The organism is Bradyrhizobium sp. USDA 4473 (genome assembly GCF_054063335.1).
In genome coordinates this window covers 4,459,692-4,481,366 of record NZ_JBSSGE010000001.1, presented here as the reverse complement: position 1 = coordinate 4,481,366, position 21,675 = coordinate 4,459,692, and the positions used below count along the sequence as shown (strand labels likewise).

General features: G+C 64.6%; 20 protein-coding genes. 9 read left to right on the top strand and 11 right to left on the bottom strand.

Going from position 1 to position 21,675, the window contains the following annotated elements:
* Positions 1 to 63 precede the first annotated feature (63 nt).
* Positions 64 to 3,042 carry an FAD-binding and (Fe-S)-binding domain-containing protein gene (locus ACVW17_RS20845; protein ID WP_456753655.1) on the top strand — a complete coding sequence of 993 codons (2,979 nt, stop codon included), beginning with the start codon at positions 64 to 66 and terminating at the stop codon, positions 3,040 to 3,042.
* Positions 3,035 to 3,463, top strand: a complete 429-nt coding sequence (locus tag ACVW17_RS20840) for a GlcG/HbpS family heme-binding protein (protein ID WP_456753654.1) — start codon at positions 3,035 to 3,037, stop codon at positions 3,461 to 3,463. Before ACVW17_RS20845 ends, ACVW17_RS20840 begins: the two co-directional genes overlap by 8 nt.
* 190 nt (positions 3,464 to 3,653) lie before the next feature.
* On the opposite strand, the gene ACVW17_RS20835 is transcribed toward ACVW17_RS20840, so the two are convergent.
* From ACVW17_RS20835 to ACVW17_RS20825, 3 genes are all read right to left on the bottom strand, one after another.
* The gene (locus ACVW17_RS20835) at positions 3,654 to 4,433 is read right to left on the bottom strand and encodes an enoyl-CoA hydratase/isomerase family protein (RefSeq protein WP_456753653.1); all 780 of its coding nucleotides are present in this window, start codon (positions 4,431 to 4,433) and stop codon (positions 3,654 to 3,656) included.
* A gap of 77 nt (positions 4,434 to 4,510) precedes the next feature.
* Positions 4,511 to 6,610, bottom strand: a complete 2,100-nt coding sequence (locus tag ACVW17_RS20830) for a molybdopterin oxidoreductase family protein (protein ID WP_456753652.1) — start codon at positions 6,608 to 6,610, stop codon at positions 4,511 to 4,513.
* Between the two features lie 123 nt (positions 6,611 to 6,733).
* Complete coding sequence (locus tag ACVW17_RS20825; protein WP_456753651.1) at positions 6,734 to 7,804, bottom strand: extracellular solute-binding protein; 1,071 nt, start codon at positions 7,802 to 7,804, stop codon at positions 6,734 to 6,736.
* Positions 7,805 to 8,002: 198 nt separating this feature from the next.
* On the opposite strand from ACVW17_RS20825, the gene ACVW17_RS20820 reads away from it, so the two are divergent.
* Positions 8,003 to 8,929, top strand: a complete 927-nt coding sequence (locus ACVW17_RS20820) for a tripartite tricarboxylate transporter substrate binding protein (RefSeq protein WP_456797816.1) — start codon at positions 8,003 to 8,005, stop codon at positions 8,927 to 8,929.
* A 33-nt stretch (positions 8,930 to 8,962) separates the two neighbouring features.
* Positions 8,963 to 9,664, top strand: coding sequence for a molybdate ABC transporter substrate-binding protein (locus ACVW17_RS20815; protein ID WP_456753650.1), 702 nt, complete (start codon positions 8,963 to 8,965; stop codon positions 9,662 to 9,664).
* A gap of 14 nt (positions 9,665 to 9,678) precedes the next feature.
* On the opposite strand, the gene ACVW17_RS20810 is transcribed toward ACVW17_RS20815, so the two are convergent.
* On the bottom strand, positions 9,679 to 10,485 hold the full coding sequence (locus tag ACVW17_RS20810; RefSeq protein WP_456753649.1) for an SDR family NAD(P)-dependent oxidoreductase: 807 nt from the start codon (positions 10,483 to 10,485) through the stop codon (positions 9,679 to 9,681).
* Between the two features lie 81 nt (positions 10,486 to 10,566).
* On the opposite strand from ACVW17_RS20810, the gene ACVW17_RS20805 reads away from it, so the two are divergent.
* From ACVW17_RS20805 to ACVW17_RS20785, 5 genes are all read left to right on the top strand, one after another.
* Entirely contained in the window at positions 10,567 to 11,310 is a 744-nt protein-coding gene (locus ACVW17_RS20805; RefSeq protein ID WP_456753648.1) for a GntR family transcriptional regulator, read from the top strand.
* 44 nt (positions 11,311 to 11,354) lie between these two features.
* Positions 11,355 to 12,377 carry a TRAP transporter substrate-binding protein gene (locus ACVW17_RS20800; protein WP_456753647.1) on the top strand — a complete coding sequence of 341 codons (1,023 nt, stop codon included), beginning with the start codon at positions 11,355 to 11,357 and terminating at the stop codon, positions 12,375 to 12,377.
* Positions 12,378 to 12,419: 42 nt separating this feature from the next.
* Positions 12,420 to 12,932 carry a TRAP transporter small permease gene (locus ACVW17_RS20795; protein WP_456753646.1) on the top strand — a complete coding sequence of 171 codons (513 nt, stop codon included), beginning with the start codon at positions 12,420 to 12,422 and terminating at the stop codon, positions 12,930 to 12,932.
* A 15-nt stretch (positions 12,933 to 12,947) separates the two neighbouring features.
* Positions 12,948 to 14,243 carry a TRAP transporter large permease gene (locus ACVW17_RS20790; RefSeq protein WP_456753645.1) on the top strand — a complete coding sequence of 432 codons (1,296 nt, stop codon included), beginning with the start codon at positions 12,948 to 12,950 and terminating at the stop codon, positions 14,241 to 14,243.
* A gap of 187 nt (positions 14,244 to 14,430) precedes the next feature.
* The gene (locus ACVW17_RS20785; protein ID WP_456753644.1) at positions 14,431 to 15,525 is read left to right on the top strand and encodes an amidohydrolase family protein; all 1,095 of its coding nucleotides are present in this window, start codon (positions 14,431 to 14,433) and stop codon (positions 15,523 to 15,525) included.
* Positions 15,526 to 15,575: 50 nt separating this feature from the next.
* Here the strand turns inward: ACVW17_RS20785 and ACVW17_RS20780 are convergent, their stop codons facing one another.
* The 7 genes from ACVW17_RS20780 to ACVW17_RS20750 all read right to left on the bottom strand — a co-directional run bounded on the left by ACVW17_RS20780 (position 15,576) and on the right by ACVW17_RS20750 (position 21,514).
* Positions 15,576 to 15,845: a hypothetical protein gene (locus tag ACVW17_RS20780; RefSeq protein WP_456753643.1), complete on the bottom strand. Its 270-nt coding sequence runs from the start codon at positions 15,843 to 15,845 to the stop codon at positions 15,576 to 15,578.
* 137 nt (positions 15,846 to 15,982) lie between these two features.
* Entirely contained in the window at positions 15,983 to 16,720 is a 738-nt protein-coding gene (locus ACVW17_RS20775; protein WP_456753642.1) for a Crp/Fnr family transcriptional regulator, read from the bottom strand.
* A 239-nt stretch (positions 16,721 to 16,959) separates the two neighbouring features.
* Positions 16,960 to 17,799, bottom strand: coding sequence for a phosphodiesterase (locus ACVW17_RS20770; RefSeq protein ID WP_456753641.1), 840 nt, complete (start codon positions 17,797 to 17,799; stop codon positions 16,960 to 16,962).
* A 9-nt stretch (positions 17,800 to 17,808) separates the two neighbouring features.
* Positions 17,809 to 18,867 carry an ABC transporter ATP-binding protein gene (locus ACVW17_RS20765; protein ID WP_456753640.1) on the bottom strand — a complete coding sequence of 353 codons (1,059 nt, stop codon included), beginning with the start codon at positions 18,865 to 18,867 and terminating at the stop codon, positions 17,809 to 17,811.
* On the bottom strand, positions 18,864 to 19,649 hold the full coding sequence (locus ACVW17_RS20760) for an ABC transporter permease (RefSeq protein WP_456753639.1): 786 nt from the start codon (positions 19,647 to 19,649) through the stop codon (positions 18,864 to 18,866). The genes ACVW17_RS20765 and ACVW17_RS20760 overlap by 4 nt, the downstream gene beginning before the upstream one ends.
* A 4-nt stretch (positions 19,650 to 19,653) precedes the next feature.
* Positions 19,654 to 20,469: an ABC transporter permease gene (locus ACVW17_RS20755; protein ID WP_106329293.1), complete on the bottom strand. Its 816-nt coding sequence runs from the start codon at positions 20,467 to 20,469 to the stop codon at positions 19,654 to 19,656.
* A 37-nt stretch (positions 20,470 to 20,506) separates the two neighbouring features.
* Entirely contained in the window at positions 20,507 to 21,514 is a 1,008-nt protein-coding gene (locus ACVW17_RS20750) for an ABC transporter substrate-binding protein (protein WP_456753638.1), read from the bottom strand.
* Between the last annotated feature and the right edge of the window lie 161 nt (positions 21,515 to 21,675).

The following is a 21,675-nucleotide window of genomic DNA, read 5'->3' as shown; positions in this document are numbered from 1 at the left end:
AGAAAATGCATAATCCATGAGCAGGCACGCCCGCCACGCGCCGTGGATCACATCGGATCTGGGATGAAGAACGTCTCCTCGCTCGAACAGCGCCTGCGCTCCGAACTGACCGGCGACATTTTCTTCGACGCCTTCAACCGCGGCCGCTACGCGACCGACGCCTCGTTCTACCAGATCATGCCCGCCGGCGTGGTGGTGCCCCGCACCGTTGACGAGGCGCTGCGGACGCTGTCGATCGTCCGCGACGCCGGGCGGATCGTGACCCCGCGCGGCGGCGGCACCTCGCAATGCGGCCAGACCGTCAATGACGGCATCGTGGTCGATCTCTCCAAGCACCTGAACCGGATCGTCTCGCTCGACGTCGAGGCCCGCACCTGCGTGGTCGAGCCCGGCATCGTGCTCGATGACCTCAACCGCCAGCTGAAAAAGCACGGGCTGTGGTTTCCGGTCGACGTCTCCACAGCGTCGCGCGCCACGATCGGCGGCATGGCCGGCAACAATTCCTGCGGTGGCCGCTCGCTGCGCTACGGCACGATGCGCGACAACACGCTGTCGATGGACGCCGCGCTCGCCGACGGCACGCTGCTGCATTTCGGCGAGGTGCCGCGCGATCTGACGCGGATCAATGCGTCCGACAGCGGATTGAAGCTGTTTCGCGAGATGCTCGATCTCGGCGAGCGCGAGGCCGCCGAAATCGCGGACAAATTCCCCAAGGTGCAGCGCCGCGTCGGCGGCTATAACCTCGATGCGCTGGTGCCGCGCAACGCGCCGAACAACATGGCGCATCTGTTGGTCGGCTCCGAGGGGACGCTGGCCTTCACCACGCAGGTCGAGCTCAAGCTGTGGCCCGTGATCCGCAACAAGGCGCTCGGCGTCTGCCATTTCGGCAGCTTCTATGAAGCGATGGATGCAGCCCAGCATCTGGTCAAGCTGCGGCCCATTGCCGTCGAGCTGGTCGATCGCACCATGATCGCGCTGGGGCGCGAGATCGCGATGTTCCAGCCGATCATCTCGGCGGCCGTGCGCGGCGATCCCGACGCCATCCTGGTGGTCGAATTCGCGGAAGAGGATCAGGCCGACAATCTCGCCCGCCTGAAGCAGCTCGGCGAACTGATGGGCGACCTCGGCTTCGGCTGGGACAAGCCGCAGCGCAAATGGGGCGGCGTGGTCGAGATCGTCGAGCCCGCGCTGCAGACCGGCATCGCCGATTTCCGCGCCGCCGGCCTCAATGTCATGATGTCGATGAAGCAGGAAGGCAAGCCGGTCTCGTTCGTCGAGGACTGCGCGGTGCCGCTGCCGCATCTCGCCGACTACACCGAGCGGCTCAATGCCGTGTTCGCCAAGCACGGCACCCGCGGCACGATGTATGCGCACGCCTCCGAGGGCTGCCTCCATGTGCGCCCGGTGCTCAACCTCAAGCTTGAGAAGGACGTCAAGGCAATGCGCGCCATTGCCGAGGAAGCCTTCGCGATGGTGCGCGAATACAAGGGCTCGCATTCCGGCGAGCACGGCGACGGCCTGGTGCGCTCGGAATTCCACGAGACCATGTTCGGCGCGCGCATCGTCGCCGATTTCCGCGAGGTCAAGCAGCGCTTCGATCCGACCAACACGCTCAACCCGGGCAAGATCGTCGATCCGCCGAAAATGGACGACCGCTCGCTGTTCCGTTTCTCGCCGGACTATCGCGTCGGTGAAATGAAGACGGTGCTCGACTGGTCGGCGTATCCCGGCGCCGGCGGCGGCTTCCAGGGCGCCGTCGAGATGTGCAACAACAACGGCGCCTGCCGCAAGCTCGAAGGCGGCGTGATGTGTCCGTCCTATCGTGCGACCCGCAATGAAAAGGACGTCACCCGCGGCCGCGCCAACACGCTGCGGCTCGCGATCTCGGGCCAGCTCGGGCCCGATGCGCTCGCCTCCGACGCGATGGTGGAGACGCTGAAACTCTGCGTCTCCTGCAAGGCGTGCCGCCACGAATGCCCGACCGGCGTCGACATGGCCAAGATGAAGATCGAGGTGCTGGCGGCACGCGCCGCGACGCAAGGCCTGTCGCTGCGCGACCGGCTGGTCGGCTATCTGCCGCGCTATGTCGATCTCGCCTCGCGCCTTGCGCCGATCGCGAACTGGCGCAACCGCAGCCCGCTGCTGCGCGCGCTGTTCGAGAAAATCGCCGGCATCAGCGCCAAACGCGCGCTGCCGGAATTTCGCCGCGACACCTTCCGGCCCGATGCCGAGGTGCTCGGCCCGCCGGATGGCCGCGAAGTGGTGCTGTTCGCCGATACGTTCAACCGCGGCTATGAGCGGGAGAATCTCGACGCTGCACTCGAGGTGCTCGTTGCCGGCGGCTATCGCGTCCATCTGCCGAGACCATCGGATGGCGCCCGTCCGCCGTGCTGCGGGCGCACCTTCCTGTCGGCCGGACTGGTTGAGCAGGCCCGCGCCGAGCTCGGCCGGCTGGTTGCAACCTACGCACCGTTCGCGGCACGCGGCGTGCCGATCATCGGCCTGGAGCCGAGCTGCCTCTTGACGCTGCGCGACGAGCTGCTGTCGCTGCGATCGGATGGCGCCGCAAAGGCCGTCAGCGCGCACGCGCTGCTGTTCGAGGAATTCCTGGTGCGCGAGGCGGAAGCCGGGCGCCTCGCCCTGCCGCTCGGCGCGGTCGCGAGCAAGGCTGTCGTGCACGGCCACTGCCACCAAAAATCTTTCGGCGCGTTCAAGCCGGTGGAGAAGGTGCTGCGGCTGGTCCCGGGGCTCGAGGTCAAAACTATCGAGTCGAGTTGCTGCGGCATGGCCGGCGCGTTCGGCTATGGCGCCGATACCTACCAGGCCTCGATCGAGATGGCCGAGCTGTCGCTACTCCCTGCGGTGCGCGGCGCCGATCAGGACACGCTGATCGTGGCCGACGGCACCTCGTGCCGGCATCAGATCAAGGACGGCAGCGGCCGCACGCCGCTGCATGTCGCCAGCGTATTGGCGATGAGCCTGAAACGTGCGACATCGAAATCCGACCCATCATTGCCAACAAAGGAAGAGGCCCATGGCTGAGCTCACCCTCGACACCGCCCGCAAGATCCTGGATGCCGCGCTCGCCAAGGGTGTCGAGAAGAAGCTGAAGCCGCTGGTCGTCACCATCCTCGACGCGCGCGGTGCGGTAAAGGTGACGGCAGCCCAGGACGGCACCAGCCTGATGCGGGCCGAGATCGCCCATGGCAAGGCCTATGGCGCGCTGGCGCTCGGCATGGGATCGCGGGCGCTGTTCCAGCGCGCGCAGGAGCAGGCCTATTTCATCGATTCCGTGAACACGCTGGCGCAGGGCCGGCTGGTGCCGGTTCCCGGCGGCGTGCTGATCATGGACGGCACCGCCCTGCTCGGCGCCGTCGGCGTCAGTGGCGACACCTCCGACAATGACGAGATCTGTGCCCTCGCCGGCATCGAGGCCGCCGGCCTGAAGGCCAACGCGGGCTGATACGCGATCGGGCGAGCCGAGCGCAAAATTTTCGGAATATTAGAAACTTACCCCTGATTTGCCCGACGTGTCAAGCTGCCTTGTCGAACGTTGGCCGCGTCGGCTCCTTTGCATGGGGTTGTTTCCCATGTTTTGATAGTGCGCGCCTGCGGCGGCCGCATGCGGGCGGCTGAAGCGGCACGGCGATGCCTCAACGGCCGGTCCAGGTCGGCTTGCGCTTCTCGCCGAAAGCCTTGAGGCCTTCCTTGGCGTCCTCGGTCATCGCGAGCAGCGCGATCTGGCTTTCGGTGTAGGCGATGCTTTCATCGAACGACATCGAGGCGATCGCGCGCATCGCGTATTTGCCGCGCCGGATCGCGGTCGGCGACTTGTCGACGATGCGGCCGATCAGCCAATCGACCTTGGCGTCGAGCTCGGCCGCCGGCACCACGTAGTTGAGCAGGCCCGCGGCCTGGGCAGCCCTAGCGTCGAACGGCTCGCCGGTCAGCGCCCATTCGTTGATCAGACGCGCGGGCGCGATCGACTGCAGCAGGCTCAGCACCTGCATCGGAAACACGCCGACCTTCACCTCGGGCAGGCCGAAGATCACGCCATCGGCGGCGACCGCCATGTCGGTCATGCACAACAGGCCCATGCCGCCGGCCATGCAGACGCCGCCGACCCGCGCGATCGCGGGTTTTGTGGCGCTCTGCGACAGCCGCAACAGGTCGGCGTAGTCGACATTGGGCCGCGAGAAATCCATCGAGAACGCCGCGCCGCTGTTCTGCAGATCGGCACCGGCGCAGAACGCCTTGTCGCCGGCGCCGGTCAGGACGATGACGCGCACGTCCTTGTCGTCATGCGCCTCGCGATAGCCCTTCGCGATGCCGGCGATCACGCCGGCATTGAGCGCGTTGCGCTTGTCCGGGCGGTTGATGGTGATCCAGAAGGCCTGCCCGCGCTTTTCCAAGAGAACGCTGTTGTCGGTCATGTTTCCTGCCTGTTTGTGCCTGTGTGCTGTTGTCAGCCCACATTTGCGGCAGGATCGGCGCCGACTGCAAGCACGATTCAGGCGCCCGCAGACGCCTTCCTGATCCAGACCTTGTTGTCGTGGAACGCGGCACCGCCGAGCGGTGCGACGGCCTCCGCCCCGGTCAGCATGTTGATGCCGCGGCCGCCGATATGGGCCTTGTTCGGATGGATCGACTCGGCGATCAGCACGCCGCGGCGCACGCCATCGAACAGCTTTGCGGTCAGCGTGGTCTCGCCGCGCATGTTGCCGAGCGTGACGGCCTCGCCGTCGGCGATCGACAGCGCGACCGCATCGTCGGGATGGATCATCACGGTCGGCGCGCCCTCGCGGGCCTGCGACGACGGTGTTTCGTTGAAGCTGGTGTTGAGGAAGCTGCGCGAGGGCGACGTCGCCAGCCGGAACGGATGCTGCGCGTCCGCCTCCTCGATGATGGTCCAGTGGTCGGGCAGCGAGGGCATCTTGTCCCATGCGCCCAGCAGCCCGCCGGTTCCGACCGGCACCTTGCCCCAATCCACCTTGAAGTGGAACTTCTTGTCGGCGTGGGCAAAGCCGTCGAGATAGTGCGAGGTGCGGAAATCGGGTTGCAGGTCGCGCCACAGCTCGGCCTCGAGCGTCGCGATATCGCCATGCCCGCTCTTTTGCAGCGTCGCGTCGATCAATTCGCGCGCCGTCATGTCGAAGCCGGGATGCACGGCGTTGAGACGGCGGCCGAGCCCCTGCAGCACCTCGTGGTTGGAACGGCACTCGCCCGGCGGATCGATCAGCTTCGGGCCGACCGAGATGTGCTGATGACCGCCGCCGTAATAGAGGTCGTCGTGCTCCATGAACATCGTCGCCGGCAGCACGATATCGGCCATCCGCGCCGTCTCGGTCATGAACTGCTCGTGCACCGCGACGAACAGATCCTCGCGGGCAAAGCCCTGGCGCACCAGCGCCTGCTCGGGCGCCACCGTCATCGGATTGGTGTTCTGGATCAGCATCGCCTTGACCGGCCCGCCGCCCTTCAACGCTTCGGCATCGCCGGTCAGGATCCGGCCGATCTGTGACTGATCGAGCACCCGCGTCGAGGGATCGATCGCGTCGTGGCCCTCGATGATCGACTCGTCGAAGCGCCAGATCCCGGCATTGTTGAAGAACGCACCGCCGCCCTCATATTGCCAGGCACCGGTGACCGCGGGAATGCACAGCGCCGCGTGCATCTGCGCGGCGCCGTTACGGCTGCGGGTGAAGCCGTAGCCAAGACGGAAGAACGAGCGCTGGGTCTGTCCGACCAGCCGCGCGAATGCCTCGATCTCCTCGACCGGCACGCCCGAGATCGCCGAGGCCCATTCCGGCGTCCGGGTCTTCAGATGTGCTTCCAACTCGTCGGGGCAATCGGTGTAGCGTGCAAGGTACTCGCGATCGGCAAATCCCTCACGGAACAGCACATGCATCACAGCGCAGGCGAAGGCGCCGTCGGTCCCCGGCCGCAGCAGGATCTTGATGTCGGCCTGCTTCATGGTCTCGTTGTTGTAGACGTCGACCGCCGCGATCTTGGCGCCGCGCTCCTTCCGCGCGCGCGAGGCATGCGTCATCACGTTGACCTGGGTGTTCACCGGATTGGTGCCCCAGATCACGATGAGATCGGACACGCCCATCTCGCGCGGGTCGACGCCGGCGATCTTGCCGGTCCCGGCGGCAAAGCCGATGCGCGCGATGGTTGCGCAGATCGTGCCGTAGAAGCGCGAATACTTCTTCACATGCGACAGTCGGTTGAGGCCGTCGCGCATCACGAGCCCCATCGTGCCGGCGTAGTAGTAGGGCCAGACCGATTCGGCGCCGAACTCCCGCTCGGCGGCGTTGAAGCGCGCCGCGATCTCGTCCAGCGCCTCGTCCCAGGAAATCCGCGCGAACTGGCCGGAGCCCTTCGGCCCGGTCCGGCGCATCGGATATATCAGCCGTTCGGCATGATGGATCCGCTCGGCGTAGCGTGCGACCTTGGCGCAGACCACGCCGGCTGTATAGCTCTGCTGCTTGGAGCCGCGGACCCTGCCGATCGAGCGGCCCTCGATGACTTCGACGTCGAGCGCACATGCCGACGGGCAGTCGTGCGGGCAGGTGGAATGGCGGATGTCGACCTTGGCATGCTGGTTCATGCCAAATTGGTAACATCAAATATCGCCTCCGCCGAGGGGCATTATTGCCCAGTCCGGGCGAAAACCGGGCATGAGCCATGCGGCAGGCGCCGAGACCGGACTGCGATCCGCTCGCCCCGTCGGTCAAACGCGGAAGATGCGAGTGTAGTGCGACTTGATCGCGTCCCCTTCCCGCTCCACCGCGGCAGGATCATCCTTCATCGTCTTGATGTCCTTCAGCGGCTTGCGTCCGGCCTTCTCCGGGACCTGCGCGTGGACGGACCTGAGGCCGCCGATCTCGATGTTGAGCTGCTGCCCCTCGCGGCCGAGCGCGAAGGACTGGAACAGCCTGGCGGCATTCGGATGCGGACAGTCCTTGAAGACACCATTCGGGCCAACGATCAGCGGTGATCCCTCGGTGGCATAGACCGGCTCGACCGGGCGGCCCATCTCCTTCATCTGGAAGATGTTGTACTCGTTGCCGTCGGCCATGACAGCGCGCTCGCCGAGATCGAGCTTCTTCGGCGGATCGGTCGAGGACTGCACCTGCATGATGTTCTGCTTGGCGAGCTGCTCGAAGAAGCTCCAGCCGAGATCGCGCTGCATCTGGTAGGTCGCAGTCATGATGGTGCCGCTATAGCCGGGATGCCCCTTCACGATCTTGCCCTTCCATTTCGGATCGAGCAGATCGGCAAAGCTCTTCGGCGCCTCCTCGGCCTTCACGAGGCTGGTATTGTAGGCAATGATCGACAGCCAGACCCGGAAGCTTGCGAACTGACCGTCGGCATCGCGATGCTCCTCCGGATAGAATCGTGCGACCTCCTCCGGGACATAGGGCGCCAGAATGCCGTCCCGCTTCCACACGATGAAATGCGCGGCATCGGAGGAGTTGACGACGTCGACAGCGTGAATGTTGCTGGCATATTCCTGGCCGATCCGCTGGAACACACGCTCGGCGCCGGTGCGTTCGACGCGCACGGAGATCTCGGGATATTTCGCTTCGAACGCCCTCGCCAGCTTCTCGGCGACTGGCAGATCGGTCGAGGTGTAGTAGACGACCTGCCCCTCTTTCTTCGCCGCCGCGATCAATGTCGGCGTCACTGGTTCCGCGGGTGGCGCGGCGGCCATCACGCGGGTTGAAAAGGCGGCCCCTGCCAGCACGGCACCGGTGCCCTTCAGCATTTCGCGGCGCGACAGCCCAGGATGTTTCCTCATATGATTCCCGCACTCAGTGGCGAAGTTTAAGTACACCGTCCTCCCGCCCTCATTCCGATGCGCGAGAACGGAGTCTGTCGTCGACAGACGCTTCAGGTTGCAGCTAGACTTCTCGCCAAGAAACAAGACTAAAGTTGGGGGAAGCGATCAATGGCGGGCTTTCGGTGCGCCTTGGTGTTTGTCGCCGCGTTGCTGAGCATGTCTATCTCGAGCTCGCATGCGGATGCTGAAGACTACCCTGCGCGACCGGTCAGGATCATCGTTCCCTTCGGCCCCGGCGGACCGGCAGATGTCGTGGCGCGACAGATCGGCAACATCCTGCAGGAAGGCCTCGGCCAGCCCTTCGTGGTCGAGAACCGCACCGGCGCCGGCGGCGTGATCGGCACGCTCGAGGTCGCGAAGGCGCCGGCCGACGGCTACACCCTGCTGATGATGTCGAATACCCAGACCGCGAATGAGTCGTTGGTGCCGCAGCGCAAATATGAGCTGATGCGCGACCTGACGCCGATCGCATCGCTGAACACGTCGGATCTCGTGATCGTGGTCCACCCCGCCGTGCCGGCGAAGACGCTGCAGGAATTCATCGCGCTGGCAAAGGCGCAGCCCGGAAAGCTGAACTATGCTTCGTCCGGCCAGGGCACGCCGTATCACATGGCCGGCGAATTGTTCAAAGCCATGGCCGGAATCGACACCGTGCACGTGCCCTATCGCAACAGTGGTGAAGCCCGCAGCGGCATCATCGGCGGCCAGGTCCAGATGATGATCGATGCCGTTCCCGCAATGGCGCCGAATGTCGCCGAAAACCAGGTGCGGGCGCTGGCAACGACCGGAAAGACTCGTTCAGCAGTGCTGTCGGGCGTTCCCACGGTGATCGAGGCTGGCGTTGCCGGATACGAGGCGACGATCTGGCTCGGCCTGATGGCGCCGGCACGGACACCGAAGCCGATCATCGACAAGCTGAACGCAGCCGTGAATGCAGCGATCAAGCGGCCGGACGTCGAGAACCTCTGGGCCGCGCAAGGCGCGGTGCCGATGCAAATGACGCCGGAGGCGTTCGACCAATTCCTGCGCGCCGATATCGTGAAGTGGGCAGACGTCGTCAAACGGTTCGACAAGAACCAATAGACGGACAACGGCAACGCCAATGGAACGGTACGCATGAAGACGTTGAACATCCTGAGCGGAGGCGCGGCGCAGGGCCTGGTGCGCAGCCTCGGACCAGCATTCGAAGCCGAAACCGGCTTCGTCGTTGGCGGCGATTTCGGCGCGGTCGGCGCCATGGCCGACAGACTGCGCGCCGGTGTTCCGACCGACATCGTCATCCTCACCGCGGCCCTGATCGCGACACTGGCCGATGAAGGGCTTGTCGTGCGGTCGTCGATCGCCGACATCGGCCGCGTCGAAACCGCGCTGGCGGTCCGCGCAGGCGATCCGCCGGCGCGCCCCGAGGATGCAGCCGGCCTGCGCACGGTGCTGCTCGATGCTGACGCGATCTTCGTGCCGGATATCAAGGCTTCAACCGCCGGCATTCACGTCGCCAAGGTGCTTGCACAACTCGACATCGCCGATGTCGTCGCCGATCGGCTAAAGATCTTTCCCAACGGCGCTACGGCGATGCGGCATCTGGCCGAGTCAAGCGACCGGCGGTCGATCGGCTGCACGCAAACCACCGAGATCATCAGTACCAGTGGCGTCGTGCTGTCGGCCACCTTGCCGCCGGGATGCGGGCTCGCGACCATGTACACCGCCGCCGTTGCGACGCAGGCGATGGCTGCATCGCAGGCGCAACGCCTGATCGCGCTGCTGACCTCGCCGGAGACGTCGAAGCTGCGCAATCAGGCTGGCTTCGTCTCCGGCTGACTCGGACTCGCCTTTCAGCGCGCCAGCTGCGTGAGGCCCGTTGGCGGTCCATCGACCGCGGTCCAGCCACCATCGACGAACAGCGTGCTGCCACTGACATAGCTCGCCGCATCGGAGGCGAGGTAAGCGACGGCGGTGGCGACCTCGTCGGCGCTGCTCCAGCGGTTGAACACGGTGTGGCCGGCATAGAGATTGTAGATATCGGGCCGCTGCTTGAATGGGCCGGTCAGCGCGGTCTCCGCGATGCTCGGCGCGATCGCGTTGACGCGGACGCCGGATCGCCCCACCTCGGATGCGAAGCCCTTCACCAGAAGACCGATCGCGGCCTTGGTCGAGCCATAGACCGCAAGCCCCGGCTCGATCGTCACCGCGCGCACCGAGGAGCAGGCGATCAGGCTGCCGCCCTGCTGCGCGACCATGATGCGGCCGAACGCCTGGAAGAACCAGACCGTGCCCTTGATGTTGAGATTGATGACGCGGTCGAGGTCCTCCTCGGTATAATCGATGATGGTCTTGCGGATGTTCAGCCCCGGCGTCGTCACCGCGATGTCGACGCGCTGAAATTCCGCCAGCGCCCTCGCCGCCAAGGCCTCGACGTCGGCACGATCGGCGGCATCGCAGGTAGCGGCCGAGGCCGATCCGCCCTGCGCGCGGATCGCAGCAGCCGCCGCATCGGCGCCTTCCTGTGTGCGATCGGCGCACAGCACGCGCGCGCCGAGCGACGCCAGCGCTTCAGCCGAGGATTTGCCAATACCAGAGGCGGCGCCCAACACCACGGCGGTCTTGCCGGTGAGATCAAACAGCTTGCGGTAGTCGGTCATGGGACCTCCCGAGACGCGAACGATGCGCGTTTGCCTTCGACGACGAGTTCATATACTAATATATCAATTCTGGGAGCAACAATGCCCGCGCGCTCGCCGAAAAAGCCGCAGCTCCGCAACATCGCCGGCCATAGGCGGACCGGCCGCCCGCGGACCGCGACGGCGGCCGCGCGGATCTATGCCGAGCTGCGAGCCGAGCTCGTCTCGTTGCAGCGCAAGCCGGGCGACCCGATCCTCGAGACCGAAATCGCTCGTTCCTATGGCGTGAGCCGGACACCGGTGCGGGAGGCCATCCTGCGGCTGTCGGACGAGGGCCTGGTCGAGATCTTCCCGCAATCCGGCATCTTCGTGTCGCGCATCCCGCTCGCCGCCCTGCCCGAGGCGATCATCGTCCGCAGGTCGCTGGAGGAAACCATGACGCGGATGGCGACAGAGCGCGCCAGCGCCAGCCAAATCCTCGGCCTGCACGCGATCCTCGAACGCCAACGCGAGGCCGACATGGCCGGAGATCGCGAGGCATTCCATCAGGCCGACGAGGCCTTTCACGCAGCCATCGCCGACGTCGCCGGGCATCCCGGCATCTGGAAGCTGATCCTGCAGGTCAAGGTCCACGTCGACCGCTTCCGACGCCTGACCCTGCCGCAACGCGGGCGGATGGCCGAGGTCATCGCGGAGCATGAGGCCGTCATGACCGCGATCGAGGCGCATGACGCGGTGCGCGCCGGCGCCGCAATGGTCACCCATCTCGAACGGCTGCTGGCCGACATCTCGGCTACCCGGCACAACAATCCGGAATTCTTCGATCAGCGAAGCGAGCCGGCATGACCGCGGCCGGAGACTCCGGCCAGGCAGTTTTGGAAGGAAACAACATGAACGCTACCGATCGAGCGCAGCACCGCGATGGCGGGCTCAACCGCCGCGAAGTGATCAAGATCGCAGCCGGCCTGGGCGCGGTCGCGGCGAGCCCGACCTTCGCGCAGTCGAAGGCCGTGTTCAAGGCGTCCGACGTCCAGCCGCCCGGCTACCCGACCGTGGTCGCGACGGAAAATCTCGGCAAGAAGCTCGCGGAAGCGACCAACGGCCGCCTGTCGGTGCAGATGTTCCCCTCGATGCAGCTCGGCGGCGAGAAGGAAACCATCGAGCAGACCCAGATCGGCGCGATCCAGATGCTGCGCGTCAGCGCGGGCTCGATCGGACCCATCGTCGACGACATCAACGTCGTCAACATGCCGTTCCTGTTCAAGAACATGGCGCATGCGGAGCGGATGATGGACGGCCCGATCGGCCAGGAGCTGCTGGACAAGATCACGGCGAGCCCAAACGCCGGCCTTGTCGCGCTGTGCTGGATGAACTCCGGAGCCCGCAGCCTCTACAACACCAAGCGCGCGATCAAGACGATCGCCGACATCAAGGGCCTCAAGTTCCGCGTCATAGGCAATCCGATCTTCATCGACATGATGAATGCGCTCGGCGGCAACGGAGTCGCGATGGGCTACGATCAGGTGTTCAGCGCGCTGCAGACCGGCGTCATCGACGGCGCCGAGAACAACCCTCCGAGCTACGTGTTCAGCAATCATTACACCGCAGCGAAGCACTTCTCACTCACTGAGCATTTGATCGTTCCCGAACTGCTGGTGTTCTCGAAGCGAGCCTGGTCTGCGCTGTCAGCCAATGACCAGACGCTGATCAAGAAGCTTGCCCGCGAGGCGCAGATGGAAGAGCGCGGCCTCTGGAACACCTATGAGCAGCAGGCGATGGACAAGGCGAAAGCCGCCGGGTGCGAGATCATCGAGATCGCCGACAAGACGCCATTCCAGAACGCGGTCAAGCCAGTGTGGGACAAATACGGCCCGAAATACCAGGACATGATCGGGCGTATCCAGTCGGCCTGACTCCACGTCACACAGGACATCGACATCTGACAGGACAAGGTCATGGCCGGATCATATCGCCGCGCGATGGACTATTTGTATCTCACCTGCGTCATCACGGGCTGTGCGGCGCTGGTGCTGATTTCAGCGGTCATCCCCTGGGCGGTGTTCACCCGGTATGTGCTGAACAGCGCCGCATCCTGGCCCGAACCGCTCGCGGTGTTGCTCACCATCGTCGTCACGTTCATCGGCGCGGCCGCGGGCTATCGGCTCAACCTGCACATGAACGTCGGATATTTCGCCGGCAAGCTGCCTGACCCGCTGCGCAACGTCGTGGATCTGGTCGTCCAGCTGCTGATGGGGCTCATCGCGCTGTTCATGATCATCTGGGGCGCCCGGCTCGTCGAGGTGACCTGGTACAACACGATCGCCGATTTCCCGTCGCTGTCGGTCGGTGTCACCTATCTTCCGATCCCGATCGGCGGCGGCTGCCTGCTGCTTTTCATCATCGAGCGGATTTTTCTGGGCGCACCGCCCGATCCGATCGGCCCGCATCGCGACGCATCGATCGACTGATCACGGGAAGCAACCATGGATATTTCCATCCTGCTCGCGACCATGTTGCTCTGTTTCCTGATCGGCATGCCGATCGCCTACTCGCTGGCGATGGCGGCGATCGTTGGCGCCTTGTGGATCGGCATTCCGCTGGAAGCGGTGATGCTGAAGATATCCGACGGCGTCAGCAAGGTCGCGATGCTTACGATTCCGTTCTTCGTGCTGGCCGGCGCGATCATGGCGGAGGGCGGCATGGCCCGGCGGCTGGTTGCGTTCGCCGACGTGCTGGTCGGGCTGACCCGGCTGCGTGGCGGCCTCTCGATCGTCAACGTGCTGGCGACGACATTCCTGAGCGGCATCTCGGGATCGGCGGTCGCCGACACATCCGCGATTGGCTCGGTGATGATCCCGCAGATGGAAGCGAACGGCTATCCACGGGTGTTCGCGACCAATCTGACGATCACTTCGTCGGTGCAGGCGCTGCTGGTGCCGCCGAGCCACAATGCGGTGCTCTATTCGCTTGCGACGGGCGGGACGATCTCGATCAGCGCCCTGTTCATGGCCGGCGTATTCCCGGGGCTGCTGCTCGGCTTCTCGCTGATCATCCTGTGCCTTGCGGTCGCCTATCGCGAGAAGCATCCGCATGGCCAGACCGTGCCGGCCAAGGATGCGATCCGGATCGCGATCGATGCGGGCTGGGGCCTCATCACCCTCGTCATCATCCTGGGCGGCATTCTCGGCGGCATCTTCACCGCCATCGAAGCCGGCGCCGTCGCCTGCATCTGGGCGTTCTTCGTCACCATGTTCATCTACCGCGACTATCGCTGGCGCGACTTGCCGGTGCTGCTGCATCGCACGCTCCGCACGGTCGCAATGGTGATGACGCTGATCGCCTGTGCCTCCAGCGTCGGCTACATCATGGCGCTGACCCAGATGCCGGCCAAGATGACCGCTTTCTTTCTGTCGATCTCAGACAACAAATACGTCATCCTGCTTCTGATCAACGTCCTGCTGCTGGTGCTCGGCACGCTCGTCGACATGGCGCCGTCGATCCTGATCGCGACGCCAATCCTGTTGCCGGTCATGAAGAATTTCGGCGTCGATCCGGTTCATTTCGGCATGATCATGCTGCTCAATCTCGGCATCGGCCTCTGCCACCCGCCGGTCGGCGCGATCCTCTTTGTCGGCTGTGCGGTCGGCAAGGTCACGATCGAGCAGGTCATGCGCAAGATCTGGCCGTTCTACGCGGTGATGTTCTTTGTCCTGATGTGCGTGACCTATCTCCCCGAAATCTCGCTATGGTTGCCCCGGCAGCTCCAGGTCCTGCACTGAGCGCGAGCGACATCTTGCACAAGCGCGGCAAACCCGTCAGCATTGCGCTGACATCATCGAAAAAGGCCGGGTCAAGCCGGTCTGAGCAGATCAACATTGCGCGGCACGCGCAGCGTGCGATCTTGCGACCGCTCGCCGGCATCCCTACGCTCCCCGCCCACAACAAAACGACAGGGAGGCGATCGTCATGAGCACAAGGCGGGATTTCCTGAAAGCGGGCACAGCGGCGGCGGCCGGCATCGTGTTCTGCGGCTGTGGGCTCGTCCACAACGCGAGCGCGCAGCAAGCGCGCCAGAAGTTGCCGGTCAGCGTCGGCGGCAAGCGCGTCAAGACCATCGACATTCATTCGCATTGCCACTTCCGCGAGGCGGGCGCCCTGCTCGGCGCCGACGCCGGAAAATATCAACTGCCGCCGGTCAACGGCGCCGCCGAGGCCTTCCTCGAGATCGACAAACGTCTCGCTGCGATGGATTCGCAGGCCGTCGACATGGAAGTGCTCTCGATCAATCCGTTCTGGTACGACCGCGATCGCGATCTAGCGGGCAAGATCGTGAAGATCCAGAACGAAAAGCTCGCCGAACTCTGCGCCTCGAAACCCGAGCGCTTCGCCGCCTTCGCCTCGCTGACGTTGCAGGCGCCGGACCTTGCGGTCCAGGAGCTCGAGACCGCGGTCAAGAAGCAGGGCCTGAAGGGTGCGGCGATCGGCGGTGTCGTCGACGGCGTGGAATTCTCCGATCCCAGGTTTCACCCGGTATGGGCCAAGGCCGAGGAACTCGGCGCTCCCCTGTTCATCCATCCGCAGGGCGTGCCCGAGCTCAACAAGCGGCTGTCAGGCAATGGCTGGCTCGGCAACACGATCGGCAATCCGCTCGAGACCACGATCGCACTCTCGCACCTGATCTTCGAGGGCACGCTCGACCGCTTCCCGAGATTGAAGATCATTGCCGCGCATGGCGGCGGCTATCTCCCGTCTTACGCCGATCGCTCGGACCATCCGTGCCTGGTCGGACCGAAGGGATGCAATCCGGAGATCAAGCTGCAGAAGGCGCCGACCGAATACCTCAAGCAGATCTATTTCGACTCGCTGATCTTCACGCCCGAGGCGATCCGACATCTCGCTGCCCAGGTTGGCGCCGGCCAGATCGTGCTGGGCAGCGACTATCCCTATCCGTGGCAACTGGCGCCGGTCGACCACATCTTCGCCTGCGCGTCGCTGAGCGACGACGACAAGGCCAACATTCTCGGCCGGACTGCGGCAAAGCTGCTCGGTGTTGCGGCGTGAGGTTTGAACCGTCGTCGTCGCGCCATGGCGCGCGACGACGGTGTCGACGATCAGTTGGCCCTCACCGTCCGCATCTGATTGCGCGGCTGAACCGTGGGCGCCAGCTCCGCGACGTTGGGCACCGGATCGGCGTAGACGGCCTCAGTTCCGGCGAACTCCGCTTGCGCCGCGTCCGATACCCATGTGACCGCCGAGGGGTGACTGACCAGCATCCCGATCAGTGCAACGATCACCAGTACCGGCAAAGCGATCAGCTTGAAGCTGAAGCTTTGGTAGTTGCGCTCCGGGTCCTGCCGTCGATTGTCGAACGAGCCCTGCATGGATTCCTCCACATTGCGGATGTGATCCACCGAGGGTTCACTTACCGCAGGGCACGCAAGACCGATGTGAATGGTTTCACAAGCTTTGTCGGGTTCACCGTTTCGTGAGACCCGGACGGGCCGAGCCGCCGCAGCGGCTATTCCCCGTCATCGGCCCCGGCGTCGACCAGCTCTTGCAGCGACTCGGGCTTCAGCACGACGATCGCACCATGCTCGAGCCTGACCCAGCCGCGGGTCGCCCAGGCGCGGAGCTGCTTGTTGATGCTCTCGCGGGTCATGCCGACCATCTCGCTGATCTCCTGCTGGGTGATCGAGATGGTGCGCCCCTGCGGCTTGTGCTTGTCGCTGAGACGCAGCAGCGCGCTCGCCAGACGGCCGGGCAAGTCCTGGAGGATCACCTGCTCGACCTGGTCGCTGGTCCAGCGCAACCGCGCGCACAGCAGCTCGATGAACTTCATCGCCAGTGTCGGCTGGCTGCGCACGAACGGAATGAACTCGCGCCGGTCGATGACGAACAGCTCGCAATTGGTGTTGGCGGTGGCGTCGGCGGTCCGCGACAAGCCGTCGAGCAGCGCGATCTCGCCGAAGATCTCTCCGGCCTCGATCAGGTTCAGAATCGCATTGCGGCCGTCCGGCGACGAGATGCTGATCTTCACCGTGCCCGAAATCACCGCAATCAGGCTGGTGCCGGGATCGCCCTTGGAGAAGATCGTCGTGCCGCGCTTCAGCGTGATGTGCTTGGCATAGCGACAGAGCTGATCGAATGCCTCGGGCTCGAGATCGGCGAAATAGGGATGCTTGCGCAGCACCGACAGCTTGTTGTTGGAAAACGACGGCGCACCGGCAGTTCGTTCTATGGGGAGCGCACCGGTCATATTGATCCAGACTGAATATGTTGCGCTCGATCGGTGCGCCAGCAGCGCGGGCACCGACGAGGCCATCGATCAATGAAAGTGGGACGACTATAACCCCGCCAGCGGCCTACAGCAACAAAAGGTCCGGGCCGGTGGCATCGGGATAGCGGGCATCCAAAGTACAATTTGGAATAAATATGTTCCTTTACAACGCTCAATTGCAGCCGGCGACCGCTGCTTGACGCCCCGTTCGAGCCGACTCACAGCAGCTTGCCGTCCGGCCCAAAGAACGGATGCGGCCCGTCAAACTGGCCGATCGGGAGCTGGTGCGTGACCAGCTGTCCGAAGTCCTGTCCGGGAAACCAAGTGTGCAGGTGAAAGGCAGCCGGTTCCACCTTGAACGACGGCTCCCGAAGCTGGCCAAGGTCCAGGTCGACCGCGTGGTTCGGCGCAGGGCATAGTGTCACGGGGAGCCCGGCAAAGGTCGTCAGCATGGCTCGGTGGACATGCCCGCAGCCGATCAACCGCACTCGCGGGTGACGCCTGACGATTTCCGCCAACGCGTCGGCATTGAAGAGATCCTGCCGGTCCATATGCCAGATGCCGCCCTTAAATGGCGGGTGATGCAGGAAAAGCAGCGCCGGCCGGCCGTCCCCGGTCGCCAACGCCGCATCCAGCCATTGCAGCGTGGACGCTTCCAGCATGCCGTGCGGCTTGCCGGCGACGCTTGAATCCAGCAGCAGAAGATCGAGCCCGTTGACCTCGATCTTCTGGTCGAGCGGACCCGCTGCGTGGACATAGCGCGCGGCTGGAAACGCGGCGCGCATCCACTCACGCGAGTCGTGATTGCCGGGAATTCCGGCAAACGGAACGCGCAGCGGCGCGAGCAAGCGCTTCAGATAGTCGTATTCCTCGACTGAGGGCGTGTCCACGAGGTCGCCGGAGATGACGACGAAATCGGGGGCCGGCGCAAATGCGTTGAGCGCAGCAATACAGCGTTCAAGCGCCTTCGCGGTATCGACCCGGCCATAGGCCAACGCTCCCGGCGGCTTGATGTGGAGGTCGGATATTTGCGCGATCAGGACTGGTTTCGACGGCATCGATAATTCTCAGGGTTCGGAAGGCAGAAGACGAAGCGCGTCGGGCGCGATCGAAAGCCCTACGCGATCGCCGACCTTGGCCTGGATCGTATTGGGCGCGTCGACATTGAGCGGCTTGCTCGACGCAGCGCTCACGACAATTCGCTGCCGGTCGCCAATGAAGCTGACGGCATCGACGGTTCCCGAGAGCTGCCCTGCGCCGGCGTCCACCACGAGAATGGTTTCGGGGCGGATCATCACGGTCGCGTTCGCAGTCGTCGCGCCACCTTCGATCGGCAAGCGCCCGCCGGGCAGGATCAAGACGCCGTTCTCGATCGGCGCCTCCACGATATTCGCCGCGCCGATGAACTCCGCGACGAACCGATCCTTCGGCGCAAAGTAGACCTCGCGCGGCGTGCCGATCTGGGCGATCGCGCCCTTCCGCATCACGACAACACGGTCGCCCAATTCCATGGCTTCGGCCTGATCGTGGGTGACATAGATCGTCGTGATGCCAAGTGCGCGCAGCAGCCGGTTGAGCTCGCTCCGCAGCCGGTCCCGCAGGGCGGCATCAAGCGCGGTCAAAGGCTCGTCGAGCAGCAAGATGCCGGGCCGGATCGCAACCGCACGCGCCAGCGCGACGCGCTGACGCTGGCCGCCCGAAAGCTGCTCGATGCGGCGGTTTTCCAATCCCGTGATGTTGGTCAGAGCCACCAGGTCGGCGACGCGCGCGGTGCGCTCGTCCCTGGCGACGCCGCGGATCTTCAAACCATAGGCGATGTTGTCCGCCACCGTCATGTTGGGGAACAGGGCGTAGGACTGAAACACCATCCCGACATTGCGCCGCTCGATCGGGACCGAGGTCATGTCCTTGCCGTCGAACAGGACCTTGCCGCCCGCATCCGGCAACTCGAGGCCCGCGATGATGCGCAGCATTGTGGTCTTGCCGCAGCCTGACGGGCCAAGCAACACCAGCGTTTCGCCGCGCGAGATGTCGAGGGTTGCGGGATCGAGCGCGCGGGTGCCGTCGGCAAAAGTCTTGCCGCACGCCTCGATCCGCACCGCTGCACCGTGACCGGCCGTACTCATCGCTTGTGATCCTTGTCGGCCAGCAGTTGCATCGCGACCAAGAGCGGAATGATCATCACGAAGAAGATCAGCGTGTAGGCCGAGGCCACTTCGAGCCGCATCGAGGCGTAGCTGTCGGCGAGCCCGATCGGCAGCGTCTTCGTCAACGGCGTATGCAGCATCCAGGTCAGATTGAATTCACCGAGCGACAGCGTGACCACCATCAATGCGCCGGCGAGAATTCCCGGCAGCGCGTTCGGCACGATGACGTCGCAGAAGCGCCGCCAGGGCGACGCTCCCAGCGAAGCGGCGCCTTCGTCGAGCGTCTTGATATCCACCGTCGCAAACACCGCCATCACTGACCGCACCATGAACGGCATGGTGAAGATCACATGGCCAACCAGGATGAAGAGCCAGGAACGGCGGAGGTCGCCAAAGCCGCCATAGGTCAGCAGCAATGCAAGGGCGATCGCAAGCCCGGGGATCGCCAGCGGCAGCGTGATGATCTCCTCGGCGATGCGGGCGAGCCGGCCTCCACGCGTATGCAAGGCATAGGCCGCGGGGACACCGGCGAACAGCGTGACCGCAAGTGTCGCGAATGCGATCACGAAGGAGAGCAGGATGGTACCGGCATAGAGCTCCCAGACCTGCGCGACCCATTGCAGGGTCACGCCGGATTGGATGCCGCGGAAATAATTGACGGTGACGCCGGCGGAAATCGAAAGCCCGGCGGGCACCACCAGGAATGCCGCAACGAGCAGCGTGAAGACGAACTGGCCGGTGAAGATCAGGCGGTCGCGCATGCGCTCACCCGGCCGCCGCGACCGCGCTGCCGCTGAAGGTGCGGGCGAGCGCGAGGATGAGCCAGGTGATCAGGCCAAGCCCCACCGACAACGCCGCCGAGGTCGCGAAGTTGGCGGCCAGCGTGAACTCGGTGTAGATCAGCATCGGCAGCACGTCGATGTTCGTTGCCAGCGTGAAGGCAGTGCCGAAGGCGCCCATCGCGGTCGCAAACGCGATCGCGCCGGAGGCGACGAAAGCCGGCGCCAGCGCCGGCAGCACGACGTCGCGCTGCACCGCCCAGGGGCTGGCGCCAAGCGACCGCGCGGCCTCCTCGAGGCCGACGTCGAGCTTCTGCACGGCGGCCATGATGGTCAGGATCACGCGCGGGATCGAGAAGTAGAGATAGCCGAGGAAGAGCCCGTAGATCGAATAGGCGAAGACGAACTTCTCGCCAAAAATCCGATTCGAGAGATCGCCGATCAGCCCTTGCCGCCCCGCCAGCAGGATGATCATGAAGCCGACCACAACGCCGGGAAACGCCAGCGGAAAGGTCAGCATCGCGATCAGCACGGCGCGGCCGGGAAAGCGGTGCCGCTGCAGGAACATTCCGGCAATCGTCGCCACGATCAGCGTGACGACCGTGGTTGCCGCCGCCAGCAGCACGGTGTTGATCAACGTCGCGCGATAGCGGCCTTCCGTCAGGATGGCGAGATATCCGGCGAGCCCGTGCGGCCCTTCAGCCCCTGCGACCACCAGGCGCGCCATCGGCAGCAGGAAGAAGGCCGTGGTCACGACCGCAAGCGGCAGCAGGCAGAGCCAAACGAAGGATTTTTGCGACATCGGAAGAATGGTGCCCCGCGAGAAGCACCATATTGCCTCAGCGGACCTCGGCGAGATAGCGGTCGACGAAGGCTTTTTGCACGTTTTCCATCTCGCCCCAATCGACGCTCTTGGCGCGGGCGTAGTCGCTGTCGGGGAGGAATTTGCCCTTCACGGACGCCGGCAGTTCGATCGGGCGGGCCGGACGCAGATGGGCATTGGTCCAGATCGCCTGTCCCTTGTCGGACAAGAGATAGTCCATCACCTTCTTGGCCTTCTCCTTGTCGGGCGCGTTCTTCACGAGACCGACAACATAGGGAAACACCACCGAACCCTCGCAGGGAATCACAAACTCGAAGTTGCCCTTCTCCGAATATTTCGCGCGATAGGCGTTGAAGTCGTAGTCGAACAGGATCGGCATCTCACCGGAGACGACACGGGCATACGACGTCTGCTTGGGCACGATCGGATCGTTCTTGCGCAGCTCCTTGAAGAAGTTGATCGCGGGATCGAAATTGCTGGGTGAGCCGCCGAGCGCCAGGTTGACCGCGACCGCGCCGACATAGCCGACCGCCGCCGACGACGGATCGAGGTAGCCGACCATGCCCTTGTAGTCGGGCTTCAGGAGGTCCTTCCAGCAGGCCGGCACCGGCTTGCCGCCGAGCGCGTCCTTGTTCACGAACAGGCCGAGCGTGCCGGAGTGGATCGTGGTCCAATAGCCGTCCGGATCCTTCAGGCCGGCGGGGACCTGGTCCCAATGCGCCGGCTTGTAGGGCTCAAGCGCATCCTGCGCCTTGGCTTTCATACCGAAGGTCACGCCGAAATAGCCGATATCGCCGACCGGATTGCTCTTCTCGGCCAGGATCTGGGCCAGTGCCTGGCCGGAATTCTTGTTGTCGTGCGGGATGTCGTAGTCGAGGTCCGCCTTGATTGCCTTCAGCATCGAGGCCCAATCGGCCCACTCCGGCGGGCAGTTGTAGCAGATCACGTCGGCCGCCTTGGCGGATTGCCACGGCGCGATCAGTGTCAGCGCCAGCAACGCAAGGACAAGGCGGACGGTCTTCATGGGAGGCTCCGGTCTGGGAGAGGATGCAATGCGGATTTCAACATCAACGGAGCGACCAAGTATAGATCGCGCATGACGGTTTTGCGACGCGCTCGCTGCCGTGCAGCAAATGCGAAGCCAACGATGGGACGCTCGTCGCCGCCGGTCATTTCGGGCTAGGC